At 32.7% G+C, this 16,833-nt stretch carries 10 protein-coding genes; 3 read left to right on the forward strand and 7 right to left on the reverse strand.

Features of this window, described 5'->3' with window-relative positions:
- Window positions 1–46: 46 nt before the first annotated feature.
- Window positions 47–2,905, reverse strand: a complete 2,859-nt coding sequence (locus tag DNU06_RS12165) for a sensor histidine kinase (protein WP_111063618.1) — start codon at window positions 2,903–2,905, stop codon at window positions 47–49.
- 82 nt (window positions 2,906–2,987) lie between these two features.
- On the opposite strand from DNU06_RS12165, the gene DNU06_RS12170 reads away from it, so the two are divergent.
- Window positions 2,988–4,445, forward strand: coding sequence for an aldehyde dehydrogenase (locus tag DNU06_RS12170; protein WP_111063619.1), 1,458 nt, complete (start codon window positions 2,988–2,990; stop codon window positions 4,443–4,445).
- Between the two features lie 21 nt (window positions 4,446–4,466).
- Here the strand turns inward: DNU06_RS12170 and DNU06_RS12175 are convergent, their stop codons facing one another.
- From DNU06_RS12175 to mfd, 3 genes are all read right to left on the reverse strand, one after another.
- Entirely contained in the window at window positions 4,467–5,663 is a 1,197-nt protein-coding gene (locus tag DNU06_RS12175; RefSeq protein ID WP_111063620.1) for a sensor histidine kinase, read from the reverse strand.
- Between the two features lie 235 nt (window positions 5,664–5,898).
- Window positions 5,899–7,086, reverse strand: coding sequence for a sensor histidine kinase (locus tag DNU06_RS12180; protein WP_111063621.1), 1,188 nt, complete (start codon window positions 7,084–7,086; stop codon window positions 5,899–5,901).
- A gap of 55 nt (window positions 7,087–7,141) precedes the next feature.
- Complete coding sequence (gene mfd / locus DNU06_RS12185) at window positions 7,142–10,471, reverse strand: transcription-repair coupling factor (RefSeq protein ID WP_111063622.1); 3,330 nt, start codon at window positions 10,469–10,471, stop codon at window positions 7,142–7,144.
- Between the two features lie 170 nt (window positions 10,472–10,641).
- On the opposite strand from mfd, the gene DNU06_RS12190 reads away from it, so the two are divergent.
- Entirely contained in the window at window positions 10,642–11,550 is a 909-nt protein-coding gene (locus DNU06_RS12190) for a T9SS type A sorting domain-containing protein (RefSeq protein ID WP_111063623.1), read from the forward strand.
- A gap of 32 nt (window positions 11,551–11,582) precedes the next feature.
- Here DNU06_RS12190 and DNU06_RS12195 read toward each other — a convergent pair whose 3' ends face one another.
- A complete protein-coding gene (locus DNU06_RS12195; protein WP_111063624.1) occupies window positions 11,583–13,256 on the reverse strand; it encodes an OmpA family protein in 1,674 nt (557 codons plus the stop codon).
- Between the two features lie 96 nt (window positions 13,257–13,352).
- Between DNU06_RS12195 and DNU06_RS12200 the strand changes: the two genes are divergently transcribed.
- Window positions 13,353–13,544 (forward strand): hypothetical protein, encoded by a 192-nt coding sequence (locus DNU06_RS12200; protein WP_111063625.1) that lies wholly within the window; start codon window positions 13,353–13,355, stop codon window positions 13,542–13,544.
- 111 nt (window positions 13,545–13,655) lie between these two features.
- Here DNU06_RS12200 and glmS read toward each other — a convergent pair whose 3' ends face one another.
- Window positions 13,656–15,500: a glutamine--fructose-6-phosphate transaminase (isomerizing) gene (gene glmS, locus DNU06_RS12205; protein ID WP_111063626.1), complete on the reverse strand. Its 1,845-nt coding sequence runs from the start codon at window positions 15,498–15,500 to the stop codon at window positions 13,656–13,658.
- Between the two features lie 2 nt (window positions 15,501–15,502).
- Window positions 15,503–16,831: a DUF4270 family protein gene (locus DNU06_RS12210; protein ID WP_111063627.1), complete on the reverse strand. Its 1,329-nt coding sequence runs from the start codon at window positions 16,829–16,831 to the stop codon at window positions 15,503–15,505.
- Window positions 16,832–16,833: the final 2 nt, after the last annotated feature.

Genomic DNA, 16,833 nt, shown 5'->3' on the forward strand with positions numbered 1-16,833 from the left:
TAGCAATGGCATTTCATTACTTGATAGGTGGTAATTGCAGCAGTGGTTAAAAACGTCTTTTAAAGGGTATTTCCATAGTGACCTTTGTACCAACAATTTTTTGATTAGAAATTACATCAGACAGTGTAACACTGACGTTTTTACCATATAAATCTTTCAAAATTTCAAATCGATTGAAGATTGATTTAACGGAAAATGATTCATGATTTTTGTTTTGACGGCTTTTGATTTCCTGTGATTTTTCCCTGCCAATTCCATTATCAATAATTTCGCATAATAGCTTTTCATTTGTTAAGCTAAAAACAATGGATAATACTTTGTCGCCCTTTTTATGCAAAAGTCCGTGCTTTAAGGCATTTTCTACAAATGGTTGAATCAGCATGGGCGGAATTTCTAAATCACTTATTCCGTTGGCTTCAATAGTAAAGGAAAAATCCTTTTTAAACCTTAGCTCTTCTAATTCTAAATAAACAGTTAATACATTTATCTCTTCTTCAATATCAATAAACTCTTTGTCGGAATGGTTCAATATTTTTCTCACCAGTAAGGCAAATTTACTAATGTAGCCATAAGCATTTTCACGGTCTTGTTTTAGAATTAAATCTTGGATTGAGTTTAAGGAATTAAAAATGAAGTGAGGATTCATTTGTGACTTTAAAGCGGTTAATTGGGTAAGACTTAATTTGTTTTCTAAGAGTGTTTTTTTTCGTAGTCTTTTAATTTGGACTTTGTATACCATATACGTCGCTATTAAAAACAAGGCGATAACCAATGCGTAAAACCACCAGCGTTCCCAATAAGGTTTTTTGATAGTGAATGAATAGTAAATTGTTTTACTTTCATTCAATTTATGAATTGCTTTTACTTTAAAGGTATAATGATTTGGAGGTAATGATTTGTATTCAATTTTATTTTCTAAATAGGGACTTGAAACCCAATCTATATCAATTCCTTCTAATTGATGTTCATACTTAATGTCATTCTGATATTTTAAACTTTTTGATGATATTTCGAAAATAAATTTTTTCTGACTATAATCAAAAACATGAATAGTACTATCTATTAATTTTTCGTTGACTGATATTCTCGTAATTTTTATTGAAGGGTTAAAGTTGGCATTTCTAATTTTGTCTAGTCTTATTTTTTGAATTCCTTTGTTTGTTAATATCCATAAAAACCCATCTAATACTTCAAAATCAACAACATTATTTGAATTTAAACCATTGGCTTTATTAATTGAATATAGCACTTTTCCATTTTTAGTTAAAACATTTAACCCAAGACTAGTAGATAGATAAATGTTACCTTTATATTCTTTAATAATTTTACAATTATTGGATAATAATCCAGTTTCGAAACTCCAATTATCTATTAAGGAGTCATTTTTAAAAACAAGTACGCCATTATCTTTAGTGGTGACAATTAAATTATTATCCAAGTTTAATATATTATGGGCTATGATTGATTTACCAAATAATTTGAAAAAGGTTGTATTGTCTTGACGCCCTATTTTTAATCCCATGGATGTGCCATTATAGATTGATTTTGTTTCAGGATTATATCCAATGCAATATGACCTTCCTGAAATAATGTGTTTGATTTTTATTTTATTTTTTGACCTGTTTATTAGTTGTTGTACCTTAAATAAAGAAACCCCTTTATTTGTTGCAAATAAATAACTATTTGCATCTACTTTTGTCATGTCTTTTATTGACCCCACATTAATCAGTTTAATTAATTCCGTTGGATCTAATTTCATAAAATTATAGTTTATTCCATTATATACAACACTATTGAGGTCAGGTAAATATTCGAGAAATTCAATTTGTTGATTTCCTTTTTCTTGCAATATTGTAATTTTCTTTTCTTTAGATAGTTTATAAATTTCTCCTTCTTGATTACCGAAAAATATACTACCATCTAGAGATGAGGTTAGTTTTGTTATTTTACTAGAAATATTTTCAAAAAAAATGTCTTGAATATCAAGATTTGGAATTATTATGATGCCACTCCCAAAAGTTCCTAAGAGGATATTGCCCTCTTTGTCCTTTATAAGAATAGAAATTATTTCATTTTCAAATAAAGGTTCGTAATTATTTTGTGCGCTTAAGTTTTCATCAAGTAAATAAATACCACCCGACAAATTTGAGACCCAAAAATTGGTATTATCTGAATAATATCTTGATAGATCATTGTGATATTTGAATTGTGGAAAATTTGATTTATAATTTGATGATAGTTCTGGTAAAACTTCTCCAGTACTTTTTACATACGCAATTACACTTTCTCCATGTGTGGTAGTTTGTGGATAATCCAGTTCATTTATGGCAAGGTGTTTATCGAAAATAACACCATTTTTTAGCGTTAATAATTCTTGATTTTTAGCACTAAAATATACCAAATTGCTATCAATATCTTTGTAGATTTTAAATGCTGAAGTTATTTTCTTGTTGAATACCTTAGTTATTTCGTTGTTACTTGAAACTTGAAATAATTTATTGGTAGCTATAGTTAATTGATTTAAATTATCAAATTCATAGGATATTTCATGTGTCATCATACTATCGGGTATCGTGAAATATAATCGACATGAATTTTCATTCATTTGAAATATTTGTCCACTTAAATTATGACAATAAACATTATGATCATAGTCTTCAATAAAACTAAAGACTGAACTACTGGTCATTTCAGGACAGTTGATTTGTTGGATTTTATAACAATCATATTTATAAATTCCATTATTAGTGGCAATCCAATAATTATTTTGATTGTCTTCATGAATATCATAAATGTTTATACCAGAAAACTCCTCTTCACCTAATATAAAATGAGAAGGTTGTTGGGCATAAGTGTAGCACGAGAGCAATAAGGAAAGGAAAAGAAGGAATTTTATTTTATTCAAAATAAACTTTTTCAGAAGGCTAATATATTAATTAGAGTTTAGAATAATATGTTTACTTTTATTTTTTAATAATATCCGCAGCATGATTCAGATTCAAAATTACATAAATGGCCAACTGGTAGCACCTAAGTCTAATAGTTATTTGGACAATATTGACCCTAGTAGGGGTAAGGTATATTCAAAAATTCCAGATTCTAAAAGTGAAGACATTAATGTTGCTACTGCAGCTGCAAAAGCGGCTTTTCCTTTATGGTCTAATATGCCAAAGGAACAACGTTCTGATATAATGCTTAAAGTGGCGCAACTTATTGAGGAGCGCATGGATGAATTTGTTGGTGCTGAATCGCTAGATAATGGTAAGCCTGAGAGTTTAGCACGTGCTGTTGATATTCCCAGGGCGGTTAGTAATTTTAAATTCTTTGCTACTGCAATTTTACATTTTGCTTCCGAGTCGCATTATATGGAAGGCCTCGGTGTAAATTATACGGTTAGAAAACCAATTGGTGTGGTTGGCTGTATTTCTCCTTGGAATTTACCTTTGTATTTATTTACTTGGAAAATAGCGCCAGCCTTAGCGGCTGGAAATTGTGTGGTTGCAAAACCCTCTGAAATTACGCCAATGACCGCCTTTTTATTGTCAAAAGTATGTGTAGATGCTGGAATGCCAGCCGGTGTTTTGAATATTGTTCACGGTTTAGGGCAAAACGTGGGAGATGCCATTACCAAACATCCCGACATTACAGCAATATCATTTACTGGTGGTACCCAAACAGGTAAAACAATTGCTGGAATAGCTGCACCAATGTTTAAAAAATTATCCTTAGAATTAGGCGGAAAAAACCCTAATATAATTTTTGCAGATTGCGATTTTAAGACTGCTTTGTCTACCACTTTGCGTTCAAGTTTTGCCAATCAAGGACAGATTTGCTTGTGCGGATCAAGGATATTTGTGGAACGTCCCATTTATGAAAAATTTAGAGATGCGTTTGTAGAAAAAGTAGCTAAAACAAAAGTTTCTTTTCCAACCGATCCAGAAGCAAAGTTAGGGGCTGTGGTTTCTAAACCGCACATGGAAAAAGTGCTTTCTTATATTGAATTAGCAAAAGAAGAAGGTGGAAAAGTATTGACCGGTGGAGTACAAGTACATTTAGATGGAGAATATAAGGATGGTTATTATTTAAGGCCTACTGTAATTGAAGGGCTAGATTATAAATGCAGAACAAATCAAGAAGAAATTTTTGGTCCTGTAGTGACCATTACACCATTTGATACGGAAGAAGAAGTATTAAAAATGGCTAATTCTACGATATATGGTTTGTCTGCTACTATTTGGACAGAAAACTTAACAAGAGCGCACCGTGTTGCAGATGAAGTACACGCGGGTATTGTATGGATAAATTCATGGTTAGTGCGTGATTTAAGAACACCTTTTGGTGGGGTTAAAGCTTCGGGTGTAGGAAGAGAAGGTGGGTTTGAAGCCCTTCACTTTTTTACAGAACCTAAAAATATATTTGTGAAATTAGGAGAAGGTTCGCACTAAACTTAAAAGTGGATGGTAATTTTATATCAACTCACTTAATGCTGTGAATTGAAATTTGTATGCGGTCCCATTCTCAATTTTCCTTTCAAATGTACCATTCATTTGCTCTGTCAATGAAGAAATTAATTCTAAACCTAATGTGCCTGTTTTTGCACTTTTAACCCAGGTTCCATTGTCTGTATAATGAATGTGTAAATCATTTTCTAGTTCCCAAATTTTAACGCTTATGTTACCATTATTGGTGTGCTTCAAGCCGTGTATTATTGAATTTGATATTAATTCATTCAATAATAAAGCCATAGGGACCAAGTTTTTAATGTTTATATTAATAATATCTGTTTCAATGTTATAGACGATTTTGTGTTTTAGTTCGTAGGAATGAATTAAATCCCTAATTAGTGATTCTATGTAGTTTTTCAGGTCAATTTTTGCGAGATCTGAAGATTGGTATATCTTTTCATGTATTAACGACATGGCCATCACTCGATTGATGGATTCATTATAAGGTTTCTCCAAGCTTTCGTCATCCAAGTCCTGCAGCTGTAACCGCAACAAGCTAATAATTACTTGTAAATTATTCTTTACCCTATGGTGTACTTCCTTTAATAAAACAGTTTTTTCCTTATTTTTATCCTTTAAACTATTCGCTATTTGAATGTATTGTTTTTCAGCATTTTTATTCAATTTTATAAATTGAAACATCATATAAGATATAAGAACAGTACATATGATGAAGTTTAAAGTTAAAGCTATTAAATCTTGTTGTTCTAAGGGTTTTAAGTTTTGAATATTGTCTTTTAAGACAAATAAAATATAAAATGAAACGCCTAAAATGTTCGCAAATAATAGGGTACTACCCCATATTTTTCCCAAGGTGAAATAAGTATATAATACTATTACCATAATCCACATGGTGTCCACAAAGTGATAAGCAGTTGAAAAGTAAATTAAGGTGTACTGACATAGTATGAGCCCAATAATGCTAAGCGCTTTAGCAGCAAATAAGTGGTTTTTTTTTATTTTTAAATTGACATAAACTAATGTACAAGCAAGAAAGCCAATAAGTGTTGGAAAAGCCGCAGGCTCATTTAGTAGGTATAGAAATACCGAAAGTATTGGTAATAATATAACTAATATGAGATTAAAATACAAGGTCAATCTAAATTGAGCTAGTAAATATGGGTTTGAATGTAAATCGTTTTTTATAGTCAAAGACATGCACGGACAATTAAGGTCGTCAAGTTAACTTAATTGTTAAATAAAAGGCCAATTTTTTGCAGTTCTTTTAATGCCTCGTCAACACAAATACTAAGAGGAAATAAAGCAGTCTTAATTCACTGTTTTTATATTCATTTTGTGGTCTGAATTTCTTGTTTTATTTGTCTTATTATAATGGATAAGTAACTGTACAAGAAAAGTTTATTGGAAACATGAATGATTCGGCTAAAAAAACTTAATCAAGTGCTTGAAATTGGAATTTATAGGTCGTACCACCTGTGATTTTTCTTTCAAACTCTCCATTTAATTGTTCTGTCAATGAGGTAATAAGTTCTAATCCTAATGAACCAGAACGCGTATTTTTTATCCACCCACCATTGTCCATATAATAAATGTGGATAATTTGGTCTTCTTCCCAAATCTTCACCTTTATTTCCCCTTGCTTTTTATCCTTAAAACCATGCATAATAGAGTTTGAAATTAACTCATTAAAAAGCAAGGCCATAGGGACTAATGATTTGATACTGACAGAAATTACTTTAGATTCAATTGCAAAGGTAATACTGGAATGAACGGAATAGGAACTGATCAAGTCTTCTGTTAAGGTATGGATATAATTTTCTAAATCAATTTTTGCCAAATCAGAAGACTGATATATTTTTTCATGTATCAAAGACATAGCCATTACTCTGTTGATAGATTCATTGTATGGCTTTTCTAAATTTTCATCATTTAAATCATGAAGCTGTAATCTCAATAGACTGATAATAACCTGTAAATTATTTTTTACTCTATGATGTACTTCTTTTAACAGTACTGTTTTTTCTTTATTTTTTTCTTTTAAGGAGTTGGCAATTTCCCGATAATTATTTTCAGAATTTTTATTGAGTTTAATAAACTCCATCATCATATAAGTAATGAGTAATGCACAAATAATAAAGTTGATGGATATACCAATACGTGTAGAGATTCCAGTATGCGCCAGTTGGTTTAAATTATCTGTCATTAAAAATATTATGTACCAACACACCCCTATAATATTTAAAAATAATATAACCGTTCCCCAATTCTTTCCCAGGGTGAAATAGGTGAAAAATACAATTACCAGAATCCACATGGGATCTACAAAATGTATGATTTCAGGAAAAAACAATAGGGTGTATTGGCAAAGCACAAGTCCCGTTATACTTAATAATTTTGCAGTAAGGAAATAATTTTTATTGACTTTTAAATTTATGTATACCAGTACAATAAATAAGAAGGCTGTAATGGTTGGTATTCCAGTTCTTTCATAAAAAAAGAATAGTATAACGGCAAGTAAGGGCAATAAATATAAAAGAACTACATTGAAAGAAGTGATTAGTTTAATTTGTGTTTTTTTATACAAATTAGAATATTCAACGGACTTAATCTTATCTTTCATCTACCTTAAAGATTTGATGCAATTTAACTTAAAAGATTTAGATAACCAATTAAGATTAAATTTTTTCTAATTCATGTAATGCTTTTTCAATGCTATTGATATCGTTATAAACTAACCTTAATCTGTTGTTTTTTTCATTCATCTTACAATTTTTCGGGTTGGATTGTATAAACTGTAACACTTTCGTAAATTGTGGAGACTGGTAATAAGGTGAATCTTGTTTAGCCACAAAATACCCAATCATTTTCTTCGACTTAATGACTAGTTTTTCAAATCCTATGGATTTAGCTAACCAACGCATTTCAATGGATTTACATAACTCTTTTACGACATTGGGTAATGCACCAAATCGATCTTTTAATTGGTTTGTAAAATTGCTTAATTCCTCGGCATTATTGCAATTGTCTAGTGACTGGTAAAGTGCTAATCTTTCAGATACATTATTCACGTACGTGTCCGGAATTAGTAATGCTAAATCTGTTTCTAAAATACAGTCTGTTACAAATTCTTGTCCATCTACATTTGGATCTTCTTCATATAGGTCTTTAAACTCTTCTTCCCTTAATTCTTGTACGGCTTCTTTTAATATCTTTTGATACATTTCAAACCCAATATCAGATATAAAACCGCTCTGTTCTCCACCCAATAAGTTACCAGCCCCTCGAATGTCAAGATCTCGCATGGAGATGTTAAAACCGGAACCTAAATCGGAAAAATGTACCAAAGCTTCTAGTCGTTTTCTAGAGTCATTTGGCAAGGTATGCATTGGTGGTGCAATCAAATAACAAAAAGCCTTTTTATTGGATCTACCAACTCTTCCTCGCATTTGGTGCAAATCACTCAGACCAAAGTTTTGGGCCTGGTTAATCATAATGGTATTCGCATTGGAAACATCAATTCCCGATTCAATAATAGTGGTAGCTACCAAAACATCATATTCGTGATTGATAAAGTCCATCATGATGTTTTCTAATTTGGCACCATCCATTTGACCGTGGCCAACTGCTACCCGTATACCAGGACATAATCTTTGGATCATGCCTGCCACTTCATGTATGTTTTGCACACGATTGTGTACAAAAAATACCTGTCCACCACGATTTGTTTCATAAGCGACTGCGTCTCGAATGGCAGTTTCATTAAATCCTACCACATGGGTTTCTACTGGTTGACGATTTGGTGGTGGGGTATTTATGATGGAAAGGTCACGCGCACCCATTAAAGAAAATTGTAAAGTTCTTGGTATCGGGGTCGCCGTTAAAGTCAAAGTGTCGACCGTTGTTTTTATAGTCTTCAATTTATCTTTTACGCCAACACCAAACTTTTGCTCTTCATCAATAATTATTAATCCCAAATCTTTATATTTAACTTGTTTACCAACCAGCTTATGGGTGCCAATTATAATGTCCGTTTCTCCAGCAGCTAACCTTTTTAAAGATTCATTAACTTGTTTGGTCGTTTTAAATCGATTGATATAATCTACCTCACATGGAAAATCTTTTAAACGTTCTTTAAACGTTTTAAAGTGCTGTAATGACAGGATTGTAGTCGGCACTAATACAGCGACTTGCTTATTGTCACAGACGGCTTTAAAGGCTGCTCGAATGGCAATCTCTGTTTTCCCAAAACCAACGTCTCCACAGACTAATCTATCCATTGGTGTTTCTGATTCCATATCCGCTTTTACATCTACTGTTGCTTTTAATTGATCAGGTGTGTCTTCATAAATAAAACTGGCTTCTAATTCGTTTTGTAAATAGTTGTCAGGTGCAAATGCAAAACCTTTTTCTGCCTTTCGTTGGGCGTATAGTTTTATTAAATTAAAGGCAATTTCTTTTACCCTTGCCTTGGTCTTCTTTTTAACTTTGTCCCATTGTGGTGAGCCAATTTTATTCATTTTTGGCTGTGTACCATCCTTGCCTGTATATTTTGAAATTCTGTGCAAGGAATGTACTGAGACATACAATACATCATTGTCTCGGTATATTAATCGAATGGCCTCTTGCGGTTTTCCATTTACATCAATTATTTCCAGACCAGAAAACTGTCCAATTCCATGATCGATATGGGCGACAAAATCACCCCGATTTAAATTGTATATTTCTTTTAAAGTAAGGGCTTGTTGGTTTTTTCTAAAGCCGTCTTTTAGTTTAAAGCGGTGGTATCTTTCAAAAATCTGATGATCGGTATAACAAGCAATTTTTAAATCGTGATTGATAAACCCTTCATGAAAAGAATAATTAAGGGTGGTAAATGTGGAATCTGCTCCAAGGTCTTCAAAAATAGAATAAATACGTTCTATTTGTTTGGGTTGGTTAGAAACTATTTGAATTTTATAATTATTTTTTTCTAATTCATTAAAATGCTCGATTAACAAGTCGAAATTTTTATTAAAACTCGGTTGTTGCTTGATGTTAAAATGAATGGTTTCTTCGTAATAATTGGTTTGACTGCCAAATTCAATTAAGGTTTGTGCTTTAAACTGTGCATCAAAAACTGATTTTTCATAATACAGTTCTACTGGTGGGGTAGCTGGAACTGGTGAATCAGGCAATGCATTAAAAATGTCTAAAGCCGCTTGGTATTGTTGCTCAACTATTCCTTTTGTAAACAAATAGTCTTTACACCAAATTACTGTTTCTGGTCCCAAAAATTCAAGTATTGTCGCTCTTGCTTCTGATTTTATTTGGGTTTGAATGTTGGGAACAACGGTCAACCTGGTATGCGTGGCAATGGATAATTGATTCGTTGGATCAAATGTTCGAATAGAATCTACTTCGTCACCAAAAAATTCAATTCTATAGGGTTGATCATTTGAATAGGAGAATACATCCACAATTCCACCTCTCACAGCAAATTGACCTGGCTCATAAATGAAATCTACTTTTTCAAATTCATATTGAATCAATAATTCATTGATGAAGGAAATAGAATATTCTCCGCCCTTTTTAATTTCTAAGATTGTTTTAGCAAATTGTTTTTTAGTCATTACTTTTTCCACCAAAGCTTCAGGATAAGTAATGATTACACCATTTTTTTTAGCATTGATATAAGCCAATACTTCCGCTCTGGCTACAACGTTTGCGTTATCAATGGCTTCGAATTGATAGGGTTTTTTATAGGAATGTGGTAAGAACAATACATTAGGCGCATGGTCGGTTAAACTTTGAATGTCGTTTAAAAAATAAGCCGCTTCTTCTTTGTCCGCTAAAATAATTAAATGGTTACCTCCCAATTTTTGGATGGCCGACTCCATAAAAGTTGAAGTAAAGGCACCATGAGAACCTTTTAAAGAAATTTTATTTTTACCTTTTGAAATTAAATCTGTTAGCGCTGTAATTTGAGGGGATTCAGCAACTAAATTTTTGAATTCTTTACCATTCATGTAACAAAGATAATTGTAATCAGAAAATAATTGATAACTGCTGATAAATTACTTTTCCAAAGCTAAAAATGGAATTAGTTAAATGAAATATTTCTATCCACTCATTAGTTCATTACAAATAGTCTTTAAATCATGGATTGATTCTTTTTATCACCAACCTTTTAATCAACATGTTCGTATTTATAATTACCAGAATTCAATCCTCCATGAAATATATTTTATTTGTCTTTAGTTTTTTAATATATCAAAATTCAATTTGTCAATTCAGTATTGACTTGGGAAATGACACGGTCTTTTGTCCTGCTTATCCTGACACTGCTACTGTAAGTCATCAATTGGGTATTAATACAATATTCAATCAAGGAACGCCACCATACTCCTATAGCTGGTACATGGCACCTTATACTTTTCCAGGCTCTTCATTGGTTTTTCATGCCTCTACTTTTTTAGACGATACAGCTACTTTAACGCCGAATTTTTTGGGAGGATTAGATGAAATGGAGTTTTTTTTATCGGTTACTGATGCAAATAATCAAATCGCTAAGGATAGCATAACAATTTATTATCCAAAATTTACATTTGGATTGCCAATACAGTATGAATCGATTTTGTTGGGTGATTCAATTTTAACCGGATTTGTGAATGTTTTTGGTGGTATTCCTCCATTAACCTATTTATGGCGTCCCAACCATGGTTTATTGGATTCTACAAATACTGACTTTTGGACAAAACCGCTGCAAACTACCGCTTATCATCTTACGTTAACTGATTCGGCCGGTTGTAAAGGAACTGGAGGTACAGCGGTAATAGTTTATATTTCCAGTTTAAGTATTGAAAATTTAATTGCTGAAGAAAATAATATTGTTTTATACCCCAATCCAAGTACTGGAATCATTTATATAAATGATGAGAAACAGTCTACAAATAGTGTTCAAATTTTTGATGCAATGGGTCGCTTTTTAGTCGAAATGGAACCCTCCAATTTTCAGTTTGATTTAAGTAATTTTGCCAAAGGTACATACCTTTTACAAATTGAAACAGATGAAAATGTTATCAGTCGGCGTATTATTTTAAAATAATAGCAATTGAAAGTTTAGGAGCGCCTTAATGGTTAATCATTCACCAATTCTACTTCAATTCTACGGTTGATGTCTCTACCCCATTTATAAGCATTCGGAGCAATAGGATCGGCGGAACCATGTCCAGCATAATGTATGCGGTTTGCATTAAGTCCACCTGCTATCATATAATCATAAACTGCTTTTGCTCGTTCGTTGGATAACAGCACATTTTTTTCCGCAATACCACTCGCATCAGTGTATCCATTGATTTTTATTTTGAGAACAGGATTTTTCTTCAATATTAATAATAATTCATTTATATAATCAATGGCTATACCCGACTCAGGCAATAAAGCACTCCCTGAAGCAAACTGTAAACTGTCAATAATAAAGTTTGACTGTTTTGGTTGTCCCATGGATTCCGTAGCTTTTTGTTGTTTTAAAAAGTAACTCAAATAAGCAGTTTCTGGAGTCTCTTTTATGACTTCAATTACTGGTTTTTCATCCACTAATTTTGAAGAACTATGTTGCGTTTTTGATAAAATTTTGACTTCGATTCTTCTATTTCCTTCTCGAGTTGATTTGTAACGATTGCTATAAATGGGGTTTATTGGTCCGTATCCTTTATAGGTAATTCGTTCAGTGCTGTAACCGTTTTTGATGAGGTAGTCGTATACAAATTTTGCCCTTTGAGTCGACAATGCTACGTTGTTTGCTGCATTCCCAGAATTATCAGTATATCCACCTATTTCAATTTTTAAGTTGGGATCTGCATCTAAAGCCATTAATAAGTTTTTCATGTCTTTGTTTGTGGCAATGTTACTAAAGCTCGTTTTACCGGGTCCAAATTTCACATTATATAATACCACTTGATAACCTACAGGAATGGCCTCAGGGACTACAATTAAGTGCTCAATTTCTATGTGTAAGGCGGTGCTGTCGATATTATCAGGCATTGGTGGGCAAAGACAATTTTTTAAAGAATCTGAAACGGTAAATTCAGGATAAGGTTGAAAGGCTTTGATACGTTCTCTTTGGGTTTGGTAACGCGGACTGGTATTGGCACCATCTGTTCCCAGGTCCCAATAGTTTACGGCGTCAAAATTGGAATAACCACAAAACTGTTTGAGTATTACCGCTGAAATAAAACCTGAGGCATGCCAGCCATTCCAACAGTGTAAGTATACTGGACCAACACTATCATTTGTCGCGGATTGATAAACCATTTCTACCATGTCACGTACATGCTTGTCGTCAAAATAATCTTTTTGGTAATACTGAAATGTGTTCGTATCCTTATCTATGCAATTACAAGTATCGGCCAATGGAGCCGTTTCAAAGTTCTGTTGGTACAAATACACACCAGCTGAAAAACCCTCTGCACACAAGTTGTCCATACCATCATTAGGCAAGGGGTTGTGATTGTTTCTTTTATCGGTTAAGTGATAATAATTATTGGCGCCTCCTCTGTAAGCAACACCATGTAAAATAGGGCGCATATTACGGGTACCGTATAAACTGTCAAAACCATTCCCTTTATTGTCGGTGATTTTATACATCAAGTCACTTTCCACATATCTTTTTTTATAGAAATCAGGAGTTAAAATAATGGTGTTTTGAGCATCATAGTTAATCGTTGAATCCGTCAAAGTATCACTTTGCGCATGGAGAAAAAATGGCAGAAATAATATAATCAGTAAGGCGGTTTTCAAAGTTAATTTCATATTGCAAAAATAAGGGACACTGTATTTATAAGTCAATTATTATGCTAAAGTTATGCACAGTTCATTATTTGTGAATTATATTTAACTTTTATTAATATGAGTTCAGATTCAGAAAAACCAAAAGTTAATTTAAAACAACATCAGCGATTCAGAAGAGAAGTGCCTTGGGGATTGATCAGAAAACTCGTAATTGTTGCTGTTTTAATCGGGTTGACTTATTATTTGATAGATAATTTACCTGCAACCCAACAGGTAAATGCGGAGTCATTTGAAATAGAAATAGAATAGTTTAACGGGGACTTTTATTTTTACGCTTGTTTTTAGGAAGATTATTCAATAAAAAACTCACTTCAAAATGAATCGAAGTGAGTTATTAAATTTTTATTTTAAATCAAGTTTTTACTCTACCGTTACTGATTTCGCTAAATTTCTTGGTTGATCGACATTACAGCCTCTCATAACCGCTATGTGGTAAGAAAGTAATTGAAATGGTATTGTCGCTAAAATAGGAACCAATACTTCGTCTGTTGAAGGAATAGAAATAGTATGATCGGCAATTGCTTTTACTTCAGTATCTCCCTTGGTAACAATGGCAATAATTTTTCCTTTTCTAGCTTTTACTTCTTGTATATTACTCACTACTTTTTCGTAGTTTTCTCCTTCAGTAGCAATTACAAAAACAGGCATGTTTTCATCTATTAAAGCTATAGGTCCATGTTTCATTTCTGCAGCAGGATAACCTTCAGCGTGTATGTAAGAGATTTCTTTTAATTTTAAAGCACCTTCTAAAGCAATAGGGAAAGCTGTCCCTCTACCTAAGTATAATGCGTTTGTAGCATCTTTATATTGTGCCGCAATGGTTTCAATATAATCGTTACTTTCTAATAAAGTTTCAATTTTATCTGGCAATGCTTCCATTTCATCCAGCAGTTTTTGAAAACGTTTTGGTGCAATAGTATTTCTTTCTTTACCCAACATCATAGCCATCATGGCTAATAAAGTAACTTGTGTGGTAAATGCTTTTGTGGATGCTACACCTATTTCTGGTCCTGCATGTGTATAAGAACCACTATCCGTAATTCTTGAAATTGAAGAGCCCACTACATTTACAATACCGAATAAAAATGCCCCATTTTCTTTGGCCATTTTTAAGGCAGCTAAAGTATCGGCAGTTTCACCTGATTGAGAAATGGCAATTACTACGTCTCCTTTTCTGATGATAGGATTTCTATATCTAAATTCACTCGCATATTCCACTTCAACAGGTATGCGTGCAAGATCTTCAAAATAATATTCTGCTACCAATGCAGCATGCCATGAAGTACCACAAGCAATGATTACAATTCTGTCGGCGTTGGCAATTTCTTTAATATAAGGTTTTACGCCGCCTAATGAAACCCAGCCTTCTTTGGCATTTAAACGCCCTCTAAAACTATCGTGTATGGCACGAGGTTGTTCGTAAATTTCTTTTAACATAAAATGCTCATAGCCACCTTTTTCAAGAGCTTCTAGTTGCATTTCTAATTCTTGTACGTAAGGGTTTACCTCTTTATTCGCAATATTGATTATTCTAAACCCATGATCCTTGTTGATGATGGCAATTTGCTCATCTTCTAAATAAACCACATTTTTTGTATACTCAACAATTGGTGTTGCATCAGAGGCTATATAATATTCATTTTCACCCAATCCAATTACTAATGGACTACTTTTTTTAGCCGCAATTAATTTATCGGGCTCATTTTTAGAAAGAATAACAATGGCATATGCACCAACTACTTCATTTAAGGCAAGTCTTACTGCCTCTTCTAAACTAGTATGTGTGTTATGTTGTATCTCTTCAATTAAATGAATTAATACTTCTGTATCCGTTTCGCTTTTAAAAATATGGCCACGATTAATGAGCTCCTTTTTTAAAATGGCATAATTTTCAATAATTCCATTGTGCACTAATGCAATATTACCATCACTACTAAAATGAGGATGTGCATTTACATCATTTGGTTCACCATGTGTTGCCCATCTGGTATGACCAATCCCAATATTTCCTTGGGTATTGTTTTCACCAATAAAATCAACTAAGTCTTGAACCTTTCCTTTTCTTTTATATATATTCAAATGTTCTGAATCGGCTAAAAGTGCCACTCCAGCACTATCATAACCTCTGTATTCTAGTCGAGATAATCCCTTAATTAAAACTGGGTATGCTCTTTTGTTTCCAATATATCCTACAATTCCACACATAATTAGTATTCTGTATATGTAATAATCAATTTTGTTTTTTCCTTGGTATTTGCTTTCGGTCCACTGAAAACTGTTCTTTCTATGGTAGAACCAAAAAAGCTGGTTGGGTATATTCTGTATCCAACATTTTCGATTTCTCCAGAAACTACCCTTTGCAAATCTCTTGTTAGGTTAAAAGTATAAGTTTTAGTTTCATTATCAAAAACTACTGAAGTAAAACTAGAATAATCATAAGTATAACTAGTTAGTATCCCTTCATCAATTCTACCGATAAATAAACTTTGTGAAGGGCTATAAGGGCTTGCCACGAAATCCTGAACAGGAACCACTAATTCAGCTTTGTTGATTACTATGTTTCTGTCCTTTGCAAATTCTGTGATATATGGGAATTGAAATTCTGATCTAATGTGAGAACCTTGTAAAAATATTTTTTCTTGGGCTGCTTCTGTATTATTTAATGCTTGATACAAATCGGTATTGGCAATGTCAAAGTCCATTTTATTAAATCTTGCACAATTTGAATTGATATTGAAAGTAAACTTTTTGTTTTCACTGCCTATGGTATAGTATAATACCAGATTTGACAACGCATCTTCAAGAGATAGATATAGAACAGTTCCTTTATTTTCACCAAAAGAAGAAGCATTGGCCACTCGGACATATAAACCTTTAAAAAAAGAAGTAAAATTGTCGTTGGATGACATTTGAGCAACGTTGCTAATTAAATAATCACCGAAAGTAGTTTTTAATGGTAGTCTTAACATTGGACTTAATGTGTCATCTGCTAAAATTACCTGGCTGTATAAATCGGGTTTTTGAATTTCTTTTCCAGCCATCATCAAGTTAGAATTAACAAAATTTACCGGTGTATTGGCATAATACTCTTGATCGACTCTAGTTAATTGATCTGTGATTTCAAAAACTTCAAAACTTAAATCAGTGACTGTGCCATAGTTTAAAAGTCCTGTATAAAGAAAGGACAATACGACAGAGTCGACTGTGATGTCTGAAATTTCTCCAAAGTTTGGTGATTCAGAAGATAGTCTGATTTGCGTCACCACGCCGCAATCTACAATGCCAAATGATGGATCATTATATGCCCCCAATAAACTAATGCTTGTTTCGTCGGTAGGTAAACTATCGACAACAACAGATTCCGTTAGTATGGAAAAGGTATCTTGTTTTACCAAGTTTAATCCGTTTGGATTGATATCTGTTCCAATGGAACTAATTTCTTTTTTACAACCGGTTAAGGCTAAAAAGCTTATTAAAAAACCAGCGGAAAGTTGAATAACTTTCCGCTGGTTTAAGATTTTATATTTTTTTATCATTT

Source organism: Putridiphycobacter roseus, assembly GCF_003234935.1.
In the GTDB taxonomy this organism is placed as follows: domain Bacteria; phylum Bacteroidota; class Bacteroidia; order Flavobacteriales_D; family Crocinitomicaceae; genus Putridiphycobacter; species Putridiphycobacter roseus.

Bases quoted from the DNA above. Each gene is read 5' to 3' on its own strand.
- DNU06_RS12195 (WP_111063624.1), bottom strand. From the start codon at position 13,256: ATGAAATTAACTTTGAAAACCGCCTTACTGATTATATTATTTCTGCCA.
- DNU06_RS12210 (WP_111063627.1), bottom strand. From the start codon at position 16,831: ATGATAAAAAAATATAAAATCTTAAACCAGCGGAAAGTTATTCAACTT.
- DNU06_RS12180 (WP_111063621.1), bottom strand. From the start codon at position 7,086: ATGAAAGATAAGATTAAGTCCGTTGAATATTCTAATTTGTATAAAAAA.
- DNU06_RS12175 (WP_111063620.1), bottom strand. From the start codon at position 5,663: ATGTCTTTGACTATAAAAAACGATTTACATTCAAACCCATATTTACTA.
- DNU06_RS12200 (WP_111063625.1), top strand. From the start codon at position 13,353: ATGAGTTCAGATTCAGAAAAACCAAAAGTTAATTTAAAACAACATCAG.
- DNU06_RS12190 (WP_111063623.1), top strand. From the start codon at position 10,642: ATGTTCGTATTTATAATTACCAGAATTCAATCCTCCATGAAATATATT.
- glmS (WP_111063626.1), bottom strand. From the start codon at position 15,500: ATGTGTGGAATTGTAGGATATATTGGAAACAAAAGAGCATACCCAGTT.
- mfd (WP_111063622.1), bottom strand. From the start codon at position 10,471: ATGAATGGTAAAGAATTCAAAAATTTAGTTGCTGAATCCCCTCAAATT.
- DNU06_RS12170 (WP_111063619.1), top strand. From the start codon at position 2,988: ATGATTCAGATTCAAAATTACATAAATGGCCAACTGGTAGCACCTAAG.